This window comes from Streptomyces sp. PTL18, from assembly GCF_059510295.1.
This window is the reverse complement of sequence record NZ_JCAJZO010000001.1, coordinates 443,548-462,152: the sequence shown is the minus strand read 5'-3', so window position 1 is coordinate 462,152 and position 18,605 is coordinate 443,548. Positions and strand designations below refer to the sequence as shown.

15 protein-coding genes are annotated in these 18,605 nt (G+C 71.2%); 9 read left to right on the top strand and 6 right to left on the bottom strand.

Annotated elements, in window-relative coordinates; all coding sequences use genetic code 11:
- Positions 1-2 precede the first annotated feature (2 nt).
- Complete coding sequence (locus AC5WS8_RS02115; protein ID WP_496101503.1) at positions 3-1,928, top strand: helix-turn-helix domain-containing protein; 1,926 nt, start codon at positions 3-5, stop codon at positions 1,926-1,928.
- 81 nt (positions 1,929-2,009) lie between these two features.
- Here AC5WS8_RS02115 and AC5WS8_RS02110 read toward each other — a convergent pair whose 3' ends face one another.
- Positions 2,010-3,392 (bottom strand): MFS transporter, encoded by a 1,383-nt coding sequence (locus tag AC5WS8_RS02110; protein ID WP_496101502.1) that lies wholly within the window; start codon positions 3,390-3,392, stop codon positions 2,010-2,012.
- Between the two features lie 440 nt (positions 3,393-3,832).
- Between AC5WS8_RS02110 and AC5WS8_RS02105 the strand changes: the two genes are divergently transcribed.
- Positions 3,833-4,405 (top strand): PadR family transcriptional regulator, encoded by a 573-nt coding sequence (locus AC5WS8_RS02105; RefSeq protein ID WP_496101501.1) that lies wholly within the window; start codon positions 3,833-3,835, stop codon positions 4,403-4,405.
- A 96-nt stretch (positions 4,406-4,501) separates the two neighbouring features.
- Entirely contained in the window at positions 4,502-6,226 is a 1,725-nt protein-coding gene (locus tag AC5WS8_RS02100; RefSeq protein ID WP_496101500.1) for an acyl-CoA dehydrogenase family protein, read from the top strand.
- 577 nt (positions 6,227-6,803) lie between these two features.
- On the opposite strand, the gene AC5WS8_RS02095 is transcribed toward AC5WS8_RS02100, so the two are convergent.
- The gene (locus tag AC5WS8_RS02095) at positions 6,804-6,977 is read right to left on the bottom strand and encodes a hypothetical protein (protein ID WP_496101499.1); all 174 of its coding nucleotides are present in this window, start codon (positions 6,975-6,977) and stop codon (positions 6,804-6,806) included.
- Positions 6,978-7,474: 497 nt separating this feature from the next.
- Here AC5WS8_RS02095 and AC5WS8_RS02090 point away from each other — a divergent pair, with 497 nt between their 5' ends.
- The gene (locus tag AC5WS8_RS02090; RefSeq protein WP_496101498.1) at positions 7,475-8,479 is read left to right on the top strand and encodes a phosphotransferase family protein; all 1,005 of its coding nucleotides are present in this window, start codon (positions 7,475-7,477) and stop codon (positions 8,477-8,479) included.
- 261 nt (positions 8,480-8,740) lie between these two features.
- Here the strand turns inward: AC5WS8_RS02090 and AC5WS8_RS02085 are convergent, their stop codons facing one another.
- The 4 genes from AC5WS8_RS02085 to AC5WS8_RS02070 form a co-directional block, all read right to left on the bottom strand.
- Complete coding sequence (locus AC5WS8_RS02085; RefSeq protein WP_496101497.1) at positions 8,741-9,442, bottom strand: FadR/GntR family transcriptional regulator; 702 nt, start codon at positions 9,440-9,442, stop codon at positions 8,741-8,743.
- Positions 9,443-9,530: 88 nt separating this feature from the next.
- Positions 9,531-10,574 (bottom strand): ABC transporter permease, encoded by a 1,044-nt coding sequence (locus tag AC5WS8_RS02080; RefSeq protein WP_496101496.1) that lies wholly within the window; start codon positions 10,572-10,574, stop codon positions 9,531-9,533.
- Between the two features lie 2 nt (positions 10,575-10,576).
- Entirely contained in the window at positions 10,577-12,172 is a 1,596-nt protein-coding gene (locus AC5WS8_RS02075; protein ID WP_496101495.1) for a sugar ABC transporter ATP-binding protein, read from the bottom strand.
- A gap of 130 nt (positions 12,173-12,302) precedes the next feature.
- Positions 12,303-13,355 (bottom strand): sugar ABC transporter substrate-binding protein, encoded by a 1,053-nt coding sequence (locus AC5WS8_RS02070; protein WP_496101494.1) that lies wholly within the window; start codon positions 13,353-13,355, stop codon positions 12,303-12,305.
- A gap of 866 nt (positions 13,356-14,221) precedes the next feature.
- On the opposite strand from AC5WS8_RS02070, the gene AC5WS8_RS02065 reads away from it, so the two are divergent.
- From AC5WS8_RS02065 to AC5WS8_RS02045, 5 genes are read left to right on the top strand one after another with little or no spacing between them, the layout of a single operon-like run.
- The gene (locus tag AC5WS8_RS02065; protein WP_496101493.1) at positions 14,222-15,073 is read left to right on the top strand and encodes a fumarylacetoacetate hydrolase family protein; all 852 of its coding nucleotides are present in this window, start codon (positions 14,222-14,224) and stop codon (positions 15,071-15,073) included.
- Positions 15,074-15,084: 11 nt separating this feature from the next.
- Positions 15,085-16,422, top strand: coding sequence for an L-fuconate dehydratase (locus AC5WS8_RS02060; protein ID WP_496101492.1), 1,338 nt, complete (start codon positions 15,085-15,087; stop codon positions 16,420-16,422).
- Entirely contained in the window at positions 16,419-17,192 is a 774-nt protein-coding gene (locus AC5WS8_RS02055) for an SDR family NAD(P)-dependent oxidoreductase (protein ID WP_496101491.1), read from the top strand. The genes AC5WS8_RS02060 and AC5WS8_RS02055 overlap by 4 nt, the downstream gene beginning before the upstream one ends.
- Positions 17,189-18,199 carry an aldo/keto reductase gene (locus AC5WS8_RS02050; RefSeq protein ID WP_496101490.1) on the top strand — a complete coding sequence of 337 codons (1,011 nt, stop codon included), beginning with the start codon at positions 17,189-17,191 and terminating at the stop codon, positions 18,197-18,199. Before AC5WS8_RS02055 ends, AC5WS8_RS02050 begins: the two co-directional genes overlap by 4 nt.
- Positions 18,196-18,507 (top strand): L-rhamnose mutarotase, encoded by a 312-nt coding sequence (locus AC5WS8_RS02045; RefSeq protein WP_496101489.1) that lies wholly within the window; start codon positions 18,196-18,198, stop codon positions 18,505-18,507. Before AC5WS8_RS02050 ends, AC5WS8_RS02045 begins: the two co-directional genes overlap by 4 nt.
- Positions 18,508-18,605: the final 98 nt, after the last annotated feature.

Sequence of the window (18,605 nt, the reverse complement as noted above, 5' to 3'; positions counted from 1 at the left end):
GCATGTCCCGCGATCACGTACAGTCCGCGCAGCGCCCCGGCACCGGTGCCGAGGCGCCGTTCCTGGAGCTCCTGGCCCGGGGCGCGTCGGCCGACGCCTACGAGCAGCCGGTGCTGCTCGCCCGCGCCGAGGGCCTGCCGGCCGAGCGCGTTCGCGCGCTCGAGCAGGCCAAGCGGCTCGCACTGCACGTGCGCGCCGAGATGGAAGGCAGACGCCGCCGCGAGGCCGAGCTGTCCGCGCTCTTCGAGACCGCCCACGACCTGGCCGGGCTGCGCGACCTCGACGCCGTCCTGCAGGCGATCGTCCAGCGCGCCCGCTCCCTGCTGAGCACCGACGTCGCCTATCTCACCCTGCACGACGAGGCCGCAGGCGACACCTACATGAGGGTCACCGAGGGCTCGGTCGCCGCACGCTTCCAGCAGCTGAGGCTCGGTATGGGCGAGGGACTCGGCGGGCTCGTCGCCCAGACCGCCCGTCCCTATGTGACGCCCGACTACTTCCAGGACGACCGCTTCCAGCACACCTGGACGATCGACACGGGAGTGCGCGACGAGGGGCTCGTGGCGATCCTTGGCGTACCGCTGATGATCGGCGCCCAGGTCATCGGGGTCCTGTTCGCCGCCGACCGGCGGGCCCGGGTCTTCGAGCGGGAGGAGATCGCCCTCCTCGGCTCGTTCGCGGCGCTGGCCGCCGCCGCCATCGACACGGCCAACCTCCTCACCGAGACACGCTCGGCCCTGGACCGGCTGGCCCGTGCCAACGAGATCATCCGCGACCGCAGCGCCGTCATCGAGCGCGCCTCGGACGTGCACGACCGGCTCGCCGAACTCGTCCTGCGCGGCGGCGGCGTCCACGACGTGGCGGCGGCGGTGTCCCAGGTCCTGGACGGGACGGTCGAGTTCACCGAGGCGCAGGCGGCCCCGGCCGCGCCTCTGGAGGCGTCCCGCGCCGAGGGCCACGCCGTCCGGCACGGGGACGACTGGATCGCCGCCGTGGCGGCCGGCGGAGAACTGCTCGGCGCGCTGGTGCTGCGCGGCCATCCGGGGCTCGACCCCGTCGACCAGCGCACCCTGGAGCGCGCGGCCATGGTCACCTCACTGCTGCTGCTCGCCCGCCGCTCGGCCGTCGAGGCCGAACAGCGTGTCCGGGGCGAGCTGCTGGACGACCTGCTCGATGCCCGCGACCGCGACCCGCGCGTGCTGCGCGAGCGCGCCGCCCGCCTGCACGCGGACCTCGACGCCACCCATGTGGTGCTCGCCGCCCGCCTCGACGGCGCCGCGCCCGACGCCGACCAGGAAGCAGCCGCCCGCCGCCGTCTGTGGTCCGCGGCCTCCCACCTGGCGGCCACGCGGCACGGCCTCGCCGCCGCCCGTGACGGCGGTACGGTCCTGCTGCTGCCGCTCGATCCGGGCGACACGGCGACGGACCTGGCCCGACGCACCGCCCGGCACCTCGGCACCGCGGTCCATGAACCGGTCACCGTCGGCGCCTCCGCCCCCGTCGAGGACCTCGCCCGCCGCCCCGACACCGTGGCCGCCGCCTACGCGGAGGGACTTCGCTGCCTCGACGCCCTGCGGCTGCTGGGCCGCGTCGGAGACGGGGCCGCCGCCGAGGACTTCGGCTTCCTGGGCCTGCTGCTCGCCGGGGACCGGGACATCGCCGGCTATGTCGAACGCACGATCGGCGAGGTCGTCGCCTACGACGAACGGCGCGGCACCGACCTCCTCCGCACCCTCGACGCGTACTTCGCCTGCGGGATGAGCCCGGCCCGCACCAAGGACGAACTGCACGTCCATGTGAACACGGTGGCGCAGCGCCTGGAGCGGGTGGGCCGGCTCCTCGGCGACGACTGGCAGAGCCCGGCCCGCGCCCTGGAGATACAGCTGGCGCTCAGGCTGCACCGGTTGTCCGCCCGGCCCGGACACTGAGCGGCTCACTCGATGCGCCGCCGCACGACGCGCACCGGCCCCGTACGCGGGTACGCACGGGACCGGCCGGGAGATCCGGACTCAGGCGGTACGCGCATCCGCCGCCCGCGCCCCAGAGGGCTCGGCGTCCGCGGACTCCACCCGGGCAAGGTCGCGATCGCGCGTCTCCCCGGCGGCACCGACCGCGATCAGGGTGAGGACGGCCGCGGCGATCACATACAGGGCGATCGGCGTGGAGCTGCCGTACTCGGACAGCAGCGCGGTCGCGATGAGCGGTGCCGGAGCGCCGGCCGCCACCGCGGAGAACTGGGCGCCGATGGACGCGCCCGAGTAGCGCATGCGGGTCGCGAACATCTCGGAGAAGAAGGCCGCCTGGGGCGCGTACATCGCCCCGTGCAGTACGAGACCGACGGTCACGGCGACGGTCAGGGACCCGAATCCCCCGGTGTCGATGAGCGAGAAGAACGGGAACATCCACAGACCGACACCGGCCGCGCCCAGGAGATACACGGGCCGGCGGCCGATCCGGTCCGACAGTGCGCCCCATGCCGGGATGACGGCGAAGTGCACGGCGGAGCCGATCAGGACGGCGTTGAGGGCCGTCTGCTTGGAGACGCCGGCCGACGTGGTGGCGTAGACGAGGATGAAGGCGGTGATCACGTAGTAGCTGATGTTCTCCGCCATGCGCGCGCCCATCGCGACCAGTACGTCGCGCCAGTGGTGACGCAGGACGGACACCAGCGGCAACTTCTCCGCATCAGCGCCCGGGTCCGCCTTGCGCGCCTCGGCCTGAGCCAACGCCTGCCGGAACACGGGCGATTCATCGACGGAAAGACGAATCCACAAACCGACCATCACCAGTACCCCGGACAGGAGGAACGGAATGCGCCACCCCCAGGAGGCGAACGCGTCGTCCGACAGCACGGCGGTCAGCAACGACAGCACACCCGTGGCGAGCAACTGCCCGGCCGGCGCTCCGGTCTGCGGCCAGGAGGCCCAGAAACCGCGTCGCCGAGCGTCGCCGTGCTCCGAGACGAGCAGCACGGCGCCACCCCACTCACCGCCGAGCGCGAAGCCCTGCACGAGGCGCAGCGTGGTGAGCAGCACCGGTGCGGCGGTGCCGACGCCGGCGTGCGTGGGCAGCAGTCCGATGGCGAAGGTCGCGCCGCCCATCAGCAGCAGACTCAGCACCAGCAGCTTCTTGCGCCCGAGACGGTCACCGTAGTGCCCGAACACCAGGGCGCCGAGCGGCCTGGCGGCGAATCCGACTGCGTACGTCAGGAAGGACAGGAGCGTTCCCACCAGTGGGTCGGAGCCGGGGAAGAACAGCTTGTTGAAGACCAGCGCCGCAGCGGACCCGTAGAGGAAGAAGTCGTACCACTCGATGGTGGTGCCGATGAGGCTGGCGGCGACGATCCTGGGGAGGCTTGCGGGGGGTGGGGGAGCGGTGGTTTCGGAGGCCATCGGCGCCACTTCCTCGTGTGCGGTGGGGACGTCTGTGTGTCGCCACACCGTAGAAACATGCAGGTCAGGCGCACATGTGGCGGGACAACATAGTTCAGGGATCGGCTGTGCGTGTGGCCACCATGCCCAACGAAGAGGGGCCGGGCCGAGGGAAGCGGTCGACACCGCGAACTCCTCCGCGACGCCCTCCGCGTGTTCCTCGCCGCCCATAGCGGCCACGCCGCCACCGCGGACCAGCTGATGCCGCTGCTCCATGTGCTGGTGTTGCTCGCGACGAGCTCTGCGGAAGTGCTTCGCGCGGTCCAGCAGTGGCTCAGCAGCTACACGAACGGTGAGAAGCGGACATACCTGGAGTACCGGAGGGGGGCGGGGAGTGAGCCGCGTCGCATCGGAGCGGGCGAGGCTTGCTATGCAACGAGTTGCATAGCAAGCTCGGTAACATGGCGCTCGAACACGCGATTTTGGTGTCGCTTCTGGAGAGGCCGGGATCCGGCTATGAGCTGGCCCGGCGCTTCGAACGGTCCATCGGCTACTTCTGGACCGCGACCCACCAGCAGATCTATCGCGTGCTCAAGCGTATGGAGACCGACGGTTGGGTCGACGTCCGGGACGTCCCGCAGCAGGGCCGGCCGGACAAGAAGGAGTACAGCGTCGCCGACCTCGGCCGGGCCGCGCTGTCCTCCTGGTTGCGTGATCCGACCGAGCCGGAGAGTGTCCGCCACGACGTGGCCGTGAAGATCCGGGGCGCCGCCTTCGACGACCCGGCCGCCCTGATGGACGAGGTGGATCGGCACCGGCAGGCGCACCGGGACCGGCTGGCGCACTATCTCGCGGGAGAGGCGCGGGACTTCACGGGGCGCGCGGCAAGCACGACCGGTTCAGAGGTGCCGCTCGACGCGGAGCGGGAGCTCCAGCACGTCGTCCTGCGCGGCGGCATCGCGTACGAGCGGATGATGATCGACTGGCTGGACGACGTGCTTGCCACGCTGGCCCGGTTCGGTCCGGGCCGCTGATCGCCGCCCCACCCTCCGCCGGTTCTCCCGACCAGGCCAGTCCAGCCGTCAGACCTCCCGATTCCCCCCGTCCACCAGCCGAAAGGCGTCGTCACCATGGCTGACCCGCTGCTGTTCAACCCGCGCACATACGACCCCGCGCACTTCGACCCCGAGACGCGCCGCTTGCTGCGTGCCACCGTCGACTGGTTCGAGGAGCGTGGGAAGGCGCGACTGATGGAGGACTACCGGACCCGCGCGTGGCTTGGCGACTTCCTCTCCTTCGCAGCGAAGGAGAACCTGTTCGCCACCTTCCTGACGCCGTCGTCCGCAGCGGGGGAGGGGGAGCCGGACAAGCGGTGGGACACCGCCCGGATCGCCGCGCTCAACGAGATCCTGGGCTTCTACGGCCTGGACTACTGGTACGCCTGGCAGGTCACGATCCTCGGCCTCGGTCCGGTCTGGCAGAGCGGCAACCACGCCGCCCGCTCCCGCGCCGCGGAACTCCTCACACAGGGAGAGGTCTTCGCGTTCGGCCTGTCCGAGAAGGCCCACGGCGCCGACATCTACTCCACCGACATGCTGCTCGAGCCCGATGGCAACGGCGGCTTCCGGGCCACCGGCTCCAAGTACTACATCGGCAACGGCAACGCCGCCGCACTCGTCTCCGTCTTCGGCCGTCGTACCGACGTCGAGGGGCCCGACGGCTACGTCTTCTTCGCCGCCGACAGCCGTCACCCGGCCTACCGCCTGGTCAAGAACGTCGTCGACTCCTCGAAGTACGTCAGCGAGTTCCGTCTCGCCGACTATCCCGTAGCGGCCGATGACGTCCTGCACACCGGCCGCGCCGCCTTCGACGCCGCCCTCAACACCGTCAACGTCGGCAAGTTCAACCTGTGCACCGCCTCGATCGGCATCTGCGAGCACGCGATGTACGAGGCCGTCACCCACGCCCACAACCGCATCCTCTACGGGCGCCCCGTCACCGACTTCCCGCACGTGCGGCGCGAGTTGACCGACGCGTACGTCAGGCTCGTCGGAATGAAGTCCTTCAGCGACCGCGCTGTCGACTACTTCCGCTCCGCCGGCCCGGACGACCGGCGTTACCTGCTCTTCAACCCGATGACGAAGATGAAGGTGACCACCGAGGGCGAGAAGGTCATCGACTTGATGTGGGACGTCATCGCGGCCAAGGGCTTCGAGAAGGACAACTACTTCGGCCAGGCGGCCGTGGAGATCCGTGGTCTGCCGAAGCTGGAGGGTACGGTCCACGTCAACCTGGCGCTGATCCTGAAGTTCATGCGCAGCCACCTCCTGGACCCGGTCGAGTACCCCGGCGTGCCGCCCCGCCCGGACGCGGCCGACGACGACTTCCTGTTCCGGCAGGGACCGGCCCGCGGCCTCGGTTCGGTGCGCTTCCACGACTGGCGTCCCGCCTTCGACGCGTACGCGCACCTGCCCAACGTGACTCGCTTCCGTGAACAGGCCGACGCACTCTGCACGTTCGTCGCCACCGCCGCCCCCGACGCGGAGCAGAGCCGCGACCTCGACCTCGTCCTCGCGATCGGTCAGCTCTTCGCCCTCGTCGTGCACGGGCAGCTGGTCCTTGAGCAGGCCGCCCTGACCGGACTCGACGAGGACGTGCTCGACGAACTCTTCGCCGTCCTCGTGCGGGACTTCTCCGCGCACGCCGTCGAACTGCACGGCAAGGACTCTGCGACCGAACAGCAGCAGGAGTGGGCGCTGGGTGCGGTCCGGCGGCCGGTCGTCGACGAGGCACGCACGCAGCGGGTCTGGCAGCGGGTCGAGGCGCTGTCCGGCGCGTACGAGATGGCTCCGTAAGCGCGCCTCTACATCACCGGTGGCCGGGTCGCGAGGGTCGGCCACCGGTCGGTTGCGGGCCCCTGCCCACTCCCGCCGGCCATGTGGACAGCCCCTACGCGGGTGCGACCCGGTGGGCCTGACGCGCGCTTGGGAGACCCGAAGACGAATGCCGGGTGAGCTCCCTTTGCCGCCGCGATCGGCTCCCCACACCGCCACAGACGTAGGCGCAGCGCCGCCGGGAACGCGAGACGGCCGAAGCCGGCCGGGACGGCCCGCGATCGTGGAGATCGTCCGCCGGCTCTTCCTCGGCGCAGGGATCGTGGACAGCCCCTCGGGCGGACCTACCGCGAGCTGATCACCTCCTCTCGTGCGGAGCTGTCCCGTCTGGTCGCCGGGCACCGGGCGGACAAGGCTGAGGGGGCGTCCGGCAATACCGCCGGGCCGACGACCGGCTCGAGCGGCTCGTTCGCCGTGCGCGTACCCGGGCCCTGGCCGCCGACGGCTCAGCGGCGCTGCGCGGGACGTCGGCGCTGCGCGGGACGTCGGCGCCGCGCGGGATATCGGCGCGCGCCGAGGTCGCAGGTCTGCCCGCGATCTACTGCCCCTGGTCTCGCCTGCGCATCCGCCTCAGTGCCGTTCGGATCAGGGAGAGGGCCCCTCCTGCGAGGGTGGCCATGCCCATGAAGATCAGGAAACCGCCGACGGCCGCCAGGAGTATGGCGACCAGGGCCAGGAGGGCGCCGATGAAGAGCACGAGAGTGCCAACCAATACCAAGATCGTCGCGGTGACGAGCACAAGAAATGCGAGGATCGCCACGGCTGCCTCCAGCCCCTCGCTCGTTCTTTTCGCTTACTGGCCGAGGACTGCCGATCATCGTGGCCGTGCGGTCAGACGAACGGCACGTCGGTGTCTTTTTGCTCGCCTCCAGCCTCACCCCCGCGATACGCGGGCGCCAGCACTCGCCCGAGGACGGGTGCGGAGCCGGGGGAGCGGTAGCTCCGCACCGGGGGCACGGTGGGTCTGCTCAGGAGGCGGAGCCGGTGACCGTGGTGCCGGTACGGGTGACGTGGTGGTTCATCTCTGCGGGGATCTTGCGCATCTTCGGAGCCGCCTTTACTCTCCCGTACTCTCCCGGCCATGTTGAAGCGCTTCGATGCTCGGACGGGGCGTGCCGACTCCCGGGACCGCGTCGAGCACGCCGGGCCCGGGATCTCCAGTCCGCCGCGTACGCACTCGCGCAACGCCATTCCGAAAGCCGGGGAGCCATGCAGAGTCAGACCAAGCGCCGGATGTCAGCCGGTCGGCTCGACACGCTGTTGCGGTCCTGCGCCGGTGTCGGGTGCCGGGTGGAGGCCGAGCTGACCGACGGCTGGTTCAACGCGGCCTACCGCGTCGTGCTCGACGACGGCAGGGCCGCCGTCGTCAAACTGGCCCCGCCGGCCGGCGCCGAGGTCCTCCGCTACGAGCGCGGCATCCTTGCGACAGAGACCATGGTCTACCGGCGGATCGCCGCGCTCCCCGGTGGCGGCGTGCCGACGCCGGATCTGCTGTACGCGGGGGAGGACTTCCTCGTCCTCTCCCTTCTGGAGGGCGTGCCGTGGGACAAGGCGGGTGACCGCCTTCCCGCCGCGGTGAACTCGGTGCTGCGTCGCGAACTGGGCGCGATCAGCGCACGTCTGCACACCCTGGCGCCGGAGGACGGCCGGTTCGGTTATCCGGCCGCCGAGTCCGCGCTGTCCGCCTCCGACTGGCGGACGGCCTTCGCCGCCATGGTGAACGCACTGCTCGACGACGCCGAGCGCTGGCAGTCGTCGTTCGGCGTTGCTCCCGCCGAGATACGGGGGCTGGTGGACGAGGGCGGGTACGCGCTCGACGCGGTCACCGAACCCCGCCTGGTGCACTTCGATCTGTGGCCGGGCAACATCTTCGTGGATCTGGGCGACCACCCGGCCGGTGGCGTGGGACGCGCCCGCATCACGGGACTCATCGATCACGAGCGGGCCTTCTGGGGCGACCCGGCCGCCGAGCTGGTCTCCCTGGCATTCGGCGGGGACACCGGACCGGACAGCGATCTGGTCGCCGGCTACACCGAGGCGGGCGGCAGCCTCGACTTGGGCCCCGCCTTCCGGCACCGGCTCGCCCTGTACGAGCTCTACCTGGGCCTGCTGCTCGTCATCGAGTGCGGACCCCGCGGCTTCGACTCCGACCACCGCGCGTTCTGCCGCGGCCGCCTGGCCGACGCCGTCGCCCGGCTACGGGCCCTGGGGTAGGCGGTCGAGGGAGGACAAGAGGACGGGAGGACGGTGGCCCGCGACCTCCTGTGGGCGCGTCCATCAGGTCGTGGAGAACACAGAGGCTCACCGGCGCTGCGTGTGGATGCGGCCCCGGTCGCCCACAGGGGGCGGCGGCCGCCTGTCACTCCGGCCCGCAAGTGCCTGCGCTGCGTGCTCGGCTCGTCCGCGTTGGTGGCCCGCCGTCCGGCCGGCTCGGAGGGGTGTCGGGCGGCGGCGGGAGCCAGGCGGACGCAGCGGTCAGCCGGCGAGGGGTTCCTCGGGTGCGTCCCTCAGGCTTGCCGCCAGCCACTGCTCGACGGCGGTGATGTGAACCGCCGCGGTGGAGGCGGCCAGCAGTGCGTCGCGTGCCCGGAGCGCGCCGAGGATCTGGTCGTGGTCCCGGTGCGCGTTCTCCACCGCGCGTCGGGCCCGGCTGCCCCGGACGATGCGTACCCGCTGGGTGCGGGTGGACAGCACGCGCAGCAGCATGGACAGCACCGGGTTGCCGACGGCTTCGACGATCCTCGCGTGGAAGGCGATGTCATGGGCGACGAACTCCTCGACCGTGGCGGCCGACTTGGCCCGCTCCAGGATGTCGCCGAGTTCCCGGAGGTCATCCGGCGTCAGCAGCGCGGCGGCCAGCCCGGTCGCCTGGGGTTCCAGGAGCCTGCGGACCTGGATCAGTTGCAGGGCGGTCCGCCCCTGGGAGACGTCCGAGGCGAAGGAGAGCGTCTCCAGGAGGATGTGGGGCTCCAGACTGGACACGTAGGTGCCGTCGCCCTGCCGTACGACCAGGATGCGCATCGCGGTGAGCGCGCGGACGGCCTCGCGCAGGGAGTTGCGGGACAGGCCCAGCTGCCCGGCGAGGACCTCCTCCTTGGGCAGGCGGGACCCGGGCGCCAGTTCACCGGCGACGATCATCGCCTTGATCTTGTCCATCGCTTCGTCGGTGAGTGCCACGCGGGTGCCTTTCCTTACCGGTGGGATGTGCGCGCGCCGCTCCGCCACGCGGCACCGAGGCCGGGGCGGAGCGGCGCACCGGCCGCCGCTACTCCTGCTTCTCGCCGGAGGCGAAGCGGGAGATGATCAGGGCGACGATGATGATGGCGCCGTTGAGGAACTGGTTCCACAGCGGCGGTACGCCCGCCAGCGTCATGACGTTGACGACGAGCTGGAGGGTCAGGACGCCCGTGAGGGCGCCGAACACGGAGCCCTTGCCGCCGTTGAGGCTCACTCCGCCGATGACGGTCGCGGCGAAGACCTGGAAGATCCAGCCGCTGCCCTGCGTCGCCGAGATGGAGCCGTAGTGTCCGCTGTAGAGGATGCCGGCGAACGCGGCCAGCAGGCTGCCGAGGATGAGCACGATCCACACGATCCGGTCGACGCGGATGCCGGCGGTGCGTGCCGCCTCAGCGTTGCCGCCGATCGCGTACAGGGCCCGCCCGTGCCGCAGCCAGGCCAGTGCGCTGCCACCCGCCGCGAACAGCACCGCGCAGATCCAGATGGCGGCCGGTACACCGAGCCAGGACGCCCTGCCCAGGTAGCTGAACGAGGGCGGCAGGTCCACGATCGACTGGCCCTCGGACAGTGCGACCTGGAGGCCGCGCAGCATGGTCAGCCCGCCCAGGGTGACGATGAACCCGTTGAGCCGCAGCTTGAGGATGAGGAATCCGTTCAGGGCACCGATCGCCACTCCGACCAGGAGGCAGAGCGGCACCGCCATCCACTCGGGGAAGAGCCCGAGTCCGTTGAACCGCCCACCGCTGGTGGGCAGTACCAGCCATACGGCGATGACCGGGGCCACGCCGATGGTGGATTCCAGGGACAGGTCCATGCGCCCGCAGATGAGGATGAGGGCGGTGGCGAGGACGAGCAGGCTCAGTTCGGTGGACTGCTGCGCCACACCGATGAGGTTGTCGGCGGTGAGGAAGGCCGGCGAGACGATGAAACCGATCAGACCCAGCGCGAGGATGGCCGGGATCAGGGACAGTTCACGGAAGCGGCCCAGGTCGAGGCGGCGCCGTGCGGTGTCCGCGGCGGCCGGCTCCACCGTGTGCGATGCGGGCTCCGTGACATCTGTGGTGGCGGACATGTCTACCTTCCGTGCTCGTCGGTACCGGACGCCGTGGCCGCGGCGGTGGGGGTGGTGGTGTCGGCGACGCCCTCGACGCCGGCGACCACCTGGTCGTCCGTCCAGCCGCGGTCGAACTCGGCGACCACCCGTCCGTGGAACATGACCACGACCCGGTCGCAGGCCCTGAGGTCGTCGAGTTCGTCGGAGACGATCAGGGCGGCCTTGCCCTCGTCGGCTGCCCGTCGGATCCTGCCGAGCAGGAACTCCTTGGACTTGACGTCCACACCGTTGGTGGGGCGGATGGCCACGAGCACGTGCGGGTCGGTGGCCAGGGCGCGGGCGACGACGACCTTCTGCTGGTTGCCGCCGGACAGCGCGGAGACCGGGGTGGCGGCCGCCGGGGTCTTGATGTCGAGGTCCCTGATCATGCGCCGGGCGAAGGCCCTGGTGCGGGCGGGCAGCACGGTGCCGAACGGACCGAGCTGGTCGGTGACGGTGAGCGTCGCGTTCTCCGCCACACTGCGGCCGTTGACCAGGCCCTGCAGATGCCGGTCCTCGGGGACGAAACCCACTCCGGCGGCCAGGGCGGACGGCACGCTGCCGGTGCGCAGGCTCCTGCCGCCGACCGAGATCCTGCCGGCCTTGGCACGGTGCAGACCGGCGATGGCCTCACCCACCTGCACATTGCCGCTGGCCGTCGCTCCGGCGAGCCCGACCACCTCACCGGAGCGCACCGAGAGGGACAGGTCCTCGCAGGCGCCGGGCAGTGTCAGGCCGTCGATCCGCAGCAGCTCAGCCCCGTCGGTCAGCGCGGCCGGAGACGCGGCCGCGGAGGCGGTGGCCGTGGAGGCGGTCTCGCCGGTCATGGCCTCCACGAGTGAGTGGTGACCGAGCTCGGCCACGGGTGCGGTGAGGATGTGGCGGGCGTCTCGGTAGACCGTGACGGTCGTGCAGAGGTCGTACACCTCCTGCAGGTGGTGCGAGATGAAGAGGAAGGCGACGCCCTGGCCCTGCAGGTCCCGCAGCCTGTCGAAGAGGCGGCCGATGCCGCGGGCGTCGAGCTTGGCGGTGGGCTCGTCCAGGACGATGAAACGGGCGCCGAAGGACAGCGCACGGGCGATCTCCACGAACTGCCGCTGCTCGACGGTCAGGTCCCTGGCCCGCGCCGCGGGGTCGACGGCGACACCGTATTCGGCGAGGAGTTCCTCGGCACGCTGTCTGAGGTGCTTCCAGCGGATCGGGCGCACCGCGCCGGGACTCTGCCGATTCAGGAAGAGGTTCTCGGCGACGGTCAACTCACCGATCACGGTGGACCGCTGGTAGACGCAGGCGACCCTCGAGCGCCAGGCGTCGATGTCGCCGAAGGCGGGCGCCGGCTCACCGGAGAAGCGCAGCGAACCGGCGTCGGGCTGCTGGAGGCCGGTGAGGATCGACACGAGCGTCGACTTGCCGGCGCCGTTGCGTCCCACCAGGGCGTGCGACTCGCCCTCGGCGACGCTGATACGGGCGTCGCGCAGCGCCACGGTGGCGCCGAACCGTTTGCTGATGCCGGTCGCCTCGGCGACCGGGGCCCGGGTTGCGGGGCCGGCCGCCGGGGTGGTGGCGGTGTCCGCCATGGTGGATACCGTCCTTCGGGTACGGATGCTGGGGGCCGAGGAGCGCGGGGTGAACCCGGATCCGTGGTGCTGGGGCGCTGCCGGGCGAACGGGCCGCCGGTCCCCCGGCAGCTGTGGGCGGTGGCCCGGGTCACTGCGGGACGTTGTTGCCCCACAGGGTCTTGTCCTCCACGTTCGCCTTGGTCACCAGCGGGGCGGGGAGCTGGTCCTCCAGACCGTTCGGGAGCTTGACGATGGTGGAGCCGTGGTCGGTCGGGCCCGGCTTGAAGGTCTTGCCCTGGGCTGCGGCCTGGGCGTAGTACAGCGCGTACTTGGCGTAGAGGTCGGCGGGCTGGGAGACGGTCGCGTCGATCTGGCCCTTGCGGATCGCGTCGAACTCCTGCGGGATGCCGTCGTTGGAGACGATGGAGATGTGCCCCTTCTGGCCCGCCGGCTTCAGCAAGCCCTTCTGCTGCAGCAGGGCCAGGGTCGGCTGCAGGAAGACACCGCCCGCCTGCATGTAGATGCCGTTCAGATCGGGGTTCTGGGCGAGCAGACTCTGCAGCTTGGCCGAGGCCACGTCGCCCTTCCAGTCGGTGGGAAGTTCGAACACCTTGATCTTCGGGAACTTCTCCTTCATGCACGCGGCGAACGCCTCCGAGCGGTCGCGGCCGTTGATGGAGTCCAGGGCGCCCTGGAACTCGGCCACCTTGCCCTCGCCGCCGAGTTGCCTGCCGAGGAACTCGCAGGCCTTGGTGCCGTACGCCCTGTTGTCGGCACGGACGACCATGTACACATTGCCCTTGTCGGGTCTGGTGTCGACGCTGATCACCGGGATCTTCGCGGCCGACAGGTCATCGAGGGCGGAGGCGATGGCACCGGTGTCCTGCGGGGCCATGACGATGGCCTTGGCACCGGTGTTGCGGAACACCTGCACGTTGGCGACAAGGTGCGTGACGTCGTTCTGCGAGTCGCTCATCGGCAGGGCGTTGATGCCGTCGGCGTGGATGTCCTTCTTCAGGTACTGCGCGTAGGAGTTCCAGAAGTCGGAGTCGGCGCGGGGCACGTCGATGCCGATGGCCGGCTTGCCGCCGCCCGAGCCGACCGACGCGGCGCTCCCGCGGTTGCACGCGGTGGCGAGGGCCAGTACCGCGAGCACGGCGGCGGCAGCGGTGGCGGTCGAGCGAGTGCGAGTGAGCTTCATGGCCGTGTTGTCTCCTTTGGCGGGGCGGAGGACCGCGGGGCGACGGTGAGAGGGGGGCGTACTCGCCTGCCGGGGAGGGACGGGCGAGGCCGCGGGCCGGGCAGACGGTGGCCCGGCACCAGGCAGTGCGGACCGCGCCCGAGGGGGACGGAAGTGAGGGGCAGCCGGTGTCGAGAGCTGGAGGCCAGGCGCGCGAACTGTCCCATTCATAGGGGAATCTGGAGCGTTTCGAGCTATTCCTCCGATGTCTCTCGGACGCCGAGGACGTTACGACGACGTTGCAGACGTTGACAAGGGTCCGCCACCACTGAATTGCTCCGCATGACGGCGTGAGGCTCCGCAACCGCGCCAGAACGAGTCGTCGGCTCGTCATGTTCCCTTTGCGACCTGCGGCTTGGCTCAGTCGGCCGATCGTGCCCCAGGGAGCGACTCAGGCTCACGATTCGGAAACGACCGCGGCCGGCCGGTCGGGCGCAGCGTCGGCGGAGCGGCGCGCCGGGGCGCCTTCACCCGCTCCGGCTGTTCTCGGCGTACCGGCTCAAGGCTCCGACCGGCGGACCCTGCCCTGTGCAGCCGGCGCCTCAGTCATCCGAGGAAACGTCCGTGTGCCGCCCCGGCTTCGGCTGATGTCGGGCGCCAAGTCGCCCCGGATGGGCGCGAACCGTCGGCGCCAGGGAAATACATCCGAGGTATGCGTTGTCAGGCGGCTCCGCTGCGTCTACAGTCGCGATGCCGCCACACATCCGATGACTGGGGGCGAGCGCTGAGGCTCTCCGCATGACCCGGTCGGGGCACAACTGGCGGCACGGCCCGTACGAGCGGCCGTCACCTCCCTCCGCGAACCGCCTATGGCAAGGGAACTGCCAGTGAAACTGCTACGAGTCGGCGCCCCCGGCGAAGAGCGGCCCGCTGTCCGCACCGACGACGGCCGGCTGCTGGACCTGTCCTCCGTGACCTCCGACATCGATGGCGCGTTCCTCGCTTCGGACGGTGCCGACCGTGCCCGGGCGTCGGTCGCGGCAGGAGCCCTCCCCGTACTTGAGGCGGACGGACTGCGGATCGGCCCGCCGGTCGCCCGGCCCGGCAAGATCGTCTGCATCGGCCTGAACTACCGGGACCACGCCGCCGAGACCGGCGCGGCGATCCCCGAGCGGCCGGTGGTGTTCATGAAGGACCCGGGAACCGTCGTCGGCCCCTACGACGAGGTGCTCGTCCCCCGTGGCTCGGTGAAGACCGACTGGGAGGTCGAGCTCGCGGTCGTCATCGGCCGCCGGGCGCGCTATCTCGACGGCCCCGAGGACGCACGGGACGTGATCGCGGGCTATGCGATCAGTCATGACGTCTCGGAGCGGGAGTTCCAGCTGGAGTACTCCCCGCAGTGGGACCTCGGCAAGTCCTGCGAGACCTTCAACCCGCTCGGCCCGTGGCTGGTCACCGCCGACGAGGTGGGCGACCCCCAGCACCTGGGGCTGCACCTGAGCGTCAACGGCGTGAAGCGGCAGAGCGGGCACACCCGGGACATGATCTTCCCGGTCGACCACGTCGTGGCGTACCTGAGCCGGTACATGGTGCTGGAGCCGGGCGACGTGATCAACACGGGCACGCCCGCAGGCGTGGCCCTCGGTCTGCCCGGAACGCCCTACCTCCGCCCCGGCGACACCGTCGAACTCTCCGTCGACAGGCTCGGCAGCCAGCGCCAGACCTTCGGCCAAGCATGAAAGGCACTCCCTTGACTGCCATCCCAGCCCGGATCACCGCGGTCGACACGTACGACGTCCGCTTCCCCACCTCGCGGGAACTGGACGGTTCCGACGCGATGAACCCGGATCCCGACTACTCGGCCGCCTACATCGTGCTGCGCACCGACGCAGGTGACGGACTCGAGGGCCACGGCTTCACCTTCACCATCGGACGCGGCAACGAGGTGCAGGTCGCCGCGATCGGAGCCCTGCGGCCCCACATCGTGGGCCGCTCCGTCGCGGAGCTCTGCGCCGACCCGGGCTCGCTCAGCCGCGACCTGATCGGTGACAGCCAGCTGCGCTGGCTCGGCCCCGAGAAGGGCGTGATGCACATGGCGATCGGCGCCGTGGTCAACGCCGTCTGGGACCTGGCGGCCAAGCGGGCCGGCCGGCCGCTGTGGCGGCTGCTCGCCCACGCCGAACCGGAGTGGCTGGTCTCCCAGGTCGACTTCCGGTACATCGCCGACGCCCTCACCCCCGAGGACGCCCTCACTCTCCTGCGTGAGGGCAGGGCGGGGCTCGCGGACCGTGAGGCGGTGCTGCTGGAGCGCGGCTACCCGGGCTACACCACCTCACCCGGCTGGCTCGGTTACTCCGACGACAAGCTGACCCGGCTGGCCAAGCAGGCCGTCGCCGACGGGTTCACCCAGATCAAACTGAAGGTCGGCGCCGACCTCGGCGACGACATCCGGCGGCTGCGCATCGCTCGTGCCGCCGTCGGCGACGACATCCGCATCGCCGTCGACGCCAACCAGCGGTGGAACGTGGACGACGCGATCGAGTGGACCAACGCGCTCGCCGAGTTCGGGCCCTACTGGATCGAGGAGCCCACCAGCCCCGACGACGTCCTCGGCCACGCGGCCGTACGCCAGGCGGTCGTCCCCGTGAAGGTCGCCACCGGCGAGCACGTGCAGAACCGCATCGTCTTCAAGCAGCTCCTCCAGGCCGGGGCCATCGACGTGCTGCAGATCGACGCGGCCCGCGTCGGCGGAGTCAACGAGAACCTGGCGATCCTGCTGCTCGCCGCGAAGTTCGGGGTGCCGGTGTGCCCGCACGCCGGCGGGGTGGGGCTCTGCGAACTGGTCCAGCACCTGTCGATGTTCGACTACCTCGCCCTGTCCGGTACGACCGAGAACCGGGTCATCGAGTACGTCGACCACCTCCACCAGCACTTCACCGCGCCCGTGGTGATGCGCGACGGCCACTACACCGCCCCGCTCGCCCCCGGATTCTCCGCCACCATGCGGGAGGAGTCCCTCGCCGCCTACCACTTCCCGGACGGGACTTTCTGGGTCGCCGACCGTGCCCGCAAAGAAGGTGCCTCATGACCGGTCTTTCAGGGCTCAGGGCCCTCGTCACCGGCGGCGCGTCCGGCATCGGGCTCGCCACGGCCCGCGCACTGTCGGCGCGCGGCGCGGCGGTGGCCGTGCTCGACGTCGAACCGTCCGGGGTGCCCGAGCCCCTGCACGCCCTCAAGGGCGACGTCCGGGACGACACCTCGGTACGCCTCGCCGTGGAGGAAGCGGCCGAGCGGCTCGGCGGTCTGGACATCCTCGTCAACAACGCGGGTATCGGCGCCGTCGGCACGGTCGAGGACAATCCCGACGAACAGTGGCGCCTCGTCCTGGACGTCAACGTCCTCGGCATGGTCCGCACGACCCGCGCCGCCCTGCCGCATCTGCGGCGCGCTGCCACTGCCCGCCCGGGCACTGCGGCCATCGTCAACACCTGCTCGATCGCCGCCACGGCCGGTCTCCCCCGGCGCGCCCTGTACTCCGCCAGCAAGGGCGCCGTCCTGTCGCTGACCCTCGCCATGGCCGCCGACCACGTCCGCGAGGGCATCCGCGTCAACTGCGTCAACCCGGGCACCGCGGACACGCCTTGGGTGACCCGGCTCCTGGAGGCCGCCGACGACCCGGACGCCGAACGCGCCGCCCTCGACGCCCGGCAGCCGATGGGCCGCCTGGTCACCGCGGAGGAGATCGCGGCGGCCGTGGTCTACCTGGCGTCCCCGGCCGCCGCCTCGGTGACCGGTACCGCCCTCGCCGTCGACGGCGGCATGCAGGGGCTCAGACTCCGTCCGGCGGCCGGCTCATGAGGACGGCGACACTGGGCGGCACCGGCGTTCGGGTCACCGAGGTCTCGTTCGGGGCCGCGGGCATCGGCAACCTCTACCGCCCGGTCACCGCCGAGGCGGCCTTCGCCGCCGTGGACGCGGCCTGGGACGCGGGCATCCGCGCCTTCGACACCGCGCCCCACTACGGACTCGGGCTGTCCGAGCGCCGTCTGGGCACCGCGCTGTGCGACCGTCCCCGGGACGCGTACACCGTGTCCACCAAGGTCGGGCGGCTGCTGGAGCCGAACCCGCGGGGTGGCCGCGGCGACGACCTCGCGCACGGTTTCGCCGTGTCCGACAGCCACCGGCGGGTCTGGGACTTCAGCGCGGACGGAGTGCTGCGCTCCCTGGAAGCGAGCCTGGACCGCCTCGGTCTGGACCGCGTCGACATCGCACTGCTGCACGACCCCGACGACCACGCCGAGCAGGCTCTCACCGAGGCGTATCCGGCGCTGGAGCGGCTGCGTGACGAAGGCGTCGTCAAGGCGATCGGCATCGGAACGAACCAGTGCGCGCTCCCCGCCCGCTTCCTGCGCGAGACCGACATCGACGTGGTCCTGCTCGCCGGCCGCTACACCCTGCTCGAGCAGGAGGCGCTCGCCGAGGTACTGCCCGAGGCCGCCGCCCGGGGCCGGAGCCTGATCATCGGCGGTGTGTTCAACTCGGGGCTGCTGACCGACCCGAAGCCCGGGGCGACGTACGACTACACGCCCGCTCCGCGCCCGGTCCTCCACCGGGCCCTGCACCTGAAAGGCGTCACCGAACGCCACGGTGTCCCGCTGCGCGCCGCCGCCCTGCACTTCCCGTTCGGCCACCCCGCCGTCGCGAGCGTCCTGACCGGGGCACGCTCCGCCGAGGAGGTGCGCGACACCGTGGAGCAGCTGCGGCACCCCGTCCCGCCCTCGGTGTGGGACGAGTTGCGCGCCGAGGGACTGCTGGCCCGGGGCACGCCGATCCCCACCGCCCCGCCGTCGAAGGAGTCGCCATGAGGGTAGCCCTGCACACCAAGGTCCGCGCCGACCGCATCGAGGAGTACGAGGCGGCACACCGTGAGGTCCCCGAGGAACTGACCGCGGCCATCCGCGCCGCAGGGGTCGGTCAGTGGACGATCTGGCGCAGCGGTACCGACCTGTTCCATCTGCTGGAGGTCGAGGACTACCCGGCGATGATCGCCGCGCTCGAGAACCTGCCGGTCAACATCGCCTGGCAGGCCAGGATGGCCGAGCTGCTGGACGTCGTCCACGACTACTCGGCCGAAGGCGCCGACGCCTCCCTGCCGGTGGTGTGGCAGCTGTGACCGGGAACCACGCACGCGCATAGCCCTGTTCCTCACCTGATGAAGGCCGCCGGGTCGGTCCCGTCCTCCCCGACGTGGCCGGCCGTGCCGAGGCGCCC

Coding starts and splice junctions, on each gene's coding strand:
- AC5WS8_RS02115 (WP_496101503.1), top strand. CDS start 3: ATGTCCCGCGATCACGTACAGTCCGCGCAGCGCCCCGGCACCGGTGCC.
- AC5WS8_RS02110 (WP_496101502.1), bottom strand. CDS start 3,392: ATGGCCTCCGAAACCACCGCTCCCCCACCCCCCGCAAGCCTCCCCAGG.
- AC5WS8_RS02105 (WP_496101501.1), top strand. CDS start 3,833: ATGGCGCTCGAACACGCGATTTTGGTGTCGCTTCTGGAGAGGCCGGGA.
- AC5WS8_RS02100 (WP_496101500.1), top strand. CDS start 4,502: ATGGCTGACCCGCTGCTGTTCAACCCGCGCACATACGACCCCGCGCAC.
- AC5WS8_RS02090 (WP_496101498.1), top strand. CDS start 7,475: ATGCAGAGTCAGACCAAGCGCCGGATGTCAGCCGGTCGGCTCGACACG.
- AC5WS8_RS02080 (WP_496101496.1), bottom strand. CDS start 10,574: ATGTCCGCCACCACAGATGTCACGGAGCCCGCATCGCACACGGTGGAG.
- AC5WS8_RS02075 (WP_496101495.1), bottom strand. CDS start 12,172: ATGGCGGACACCGCCACCACCCCGGCGGCCGGCCCCGCAACCCGGGCC.
- AC5WS8_RS02070 (WP_496101494.1), bottom strand. CDS start 13,355: ATGAAGCTCACTCGCACTCGCTCGACCGCCACCGCTGCCGCCGCCGTG.
- AC5WS8_RS02055 (WP_496101491.1), top strand. CDS start 16,419: ATGACCGGTCTTTCAGGGCTCAGGGCCCTCGTCACCGGCGGCGCGTCC.
- AC5WS8_RS02050 (WP_496101490.1), top strand. CDS start 17,189: ATGAGGACGGCGACACTGGGCGGCACCGGCGTTCGGGTCACCGAGGTC.
- AC5WS8_RS02045 (WP_496101489.1), top strand. CDS start 18,196: ATGAGGGTAGCCCTGCACACCAAGGTCCGCGCCGACCGCATCGAGGAG.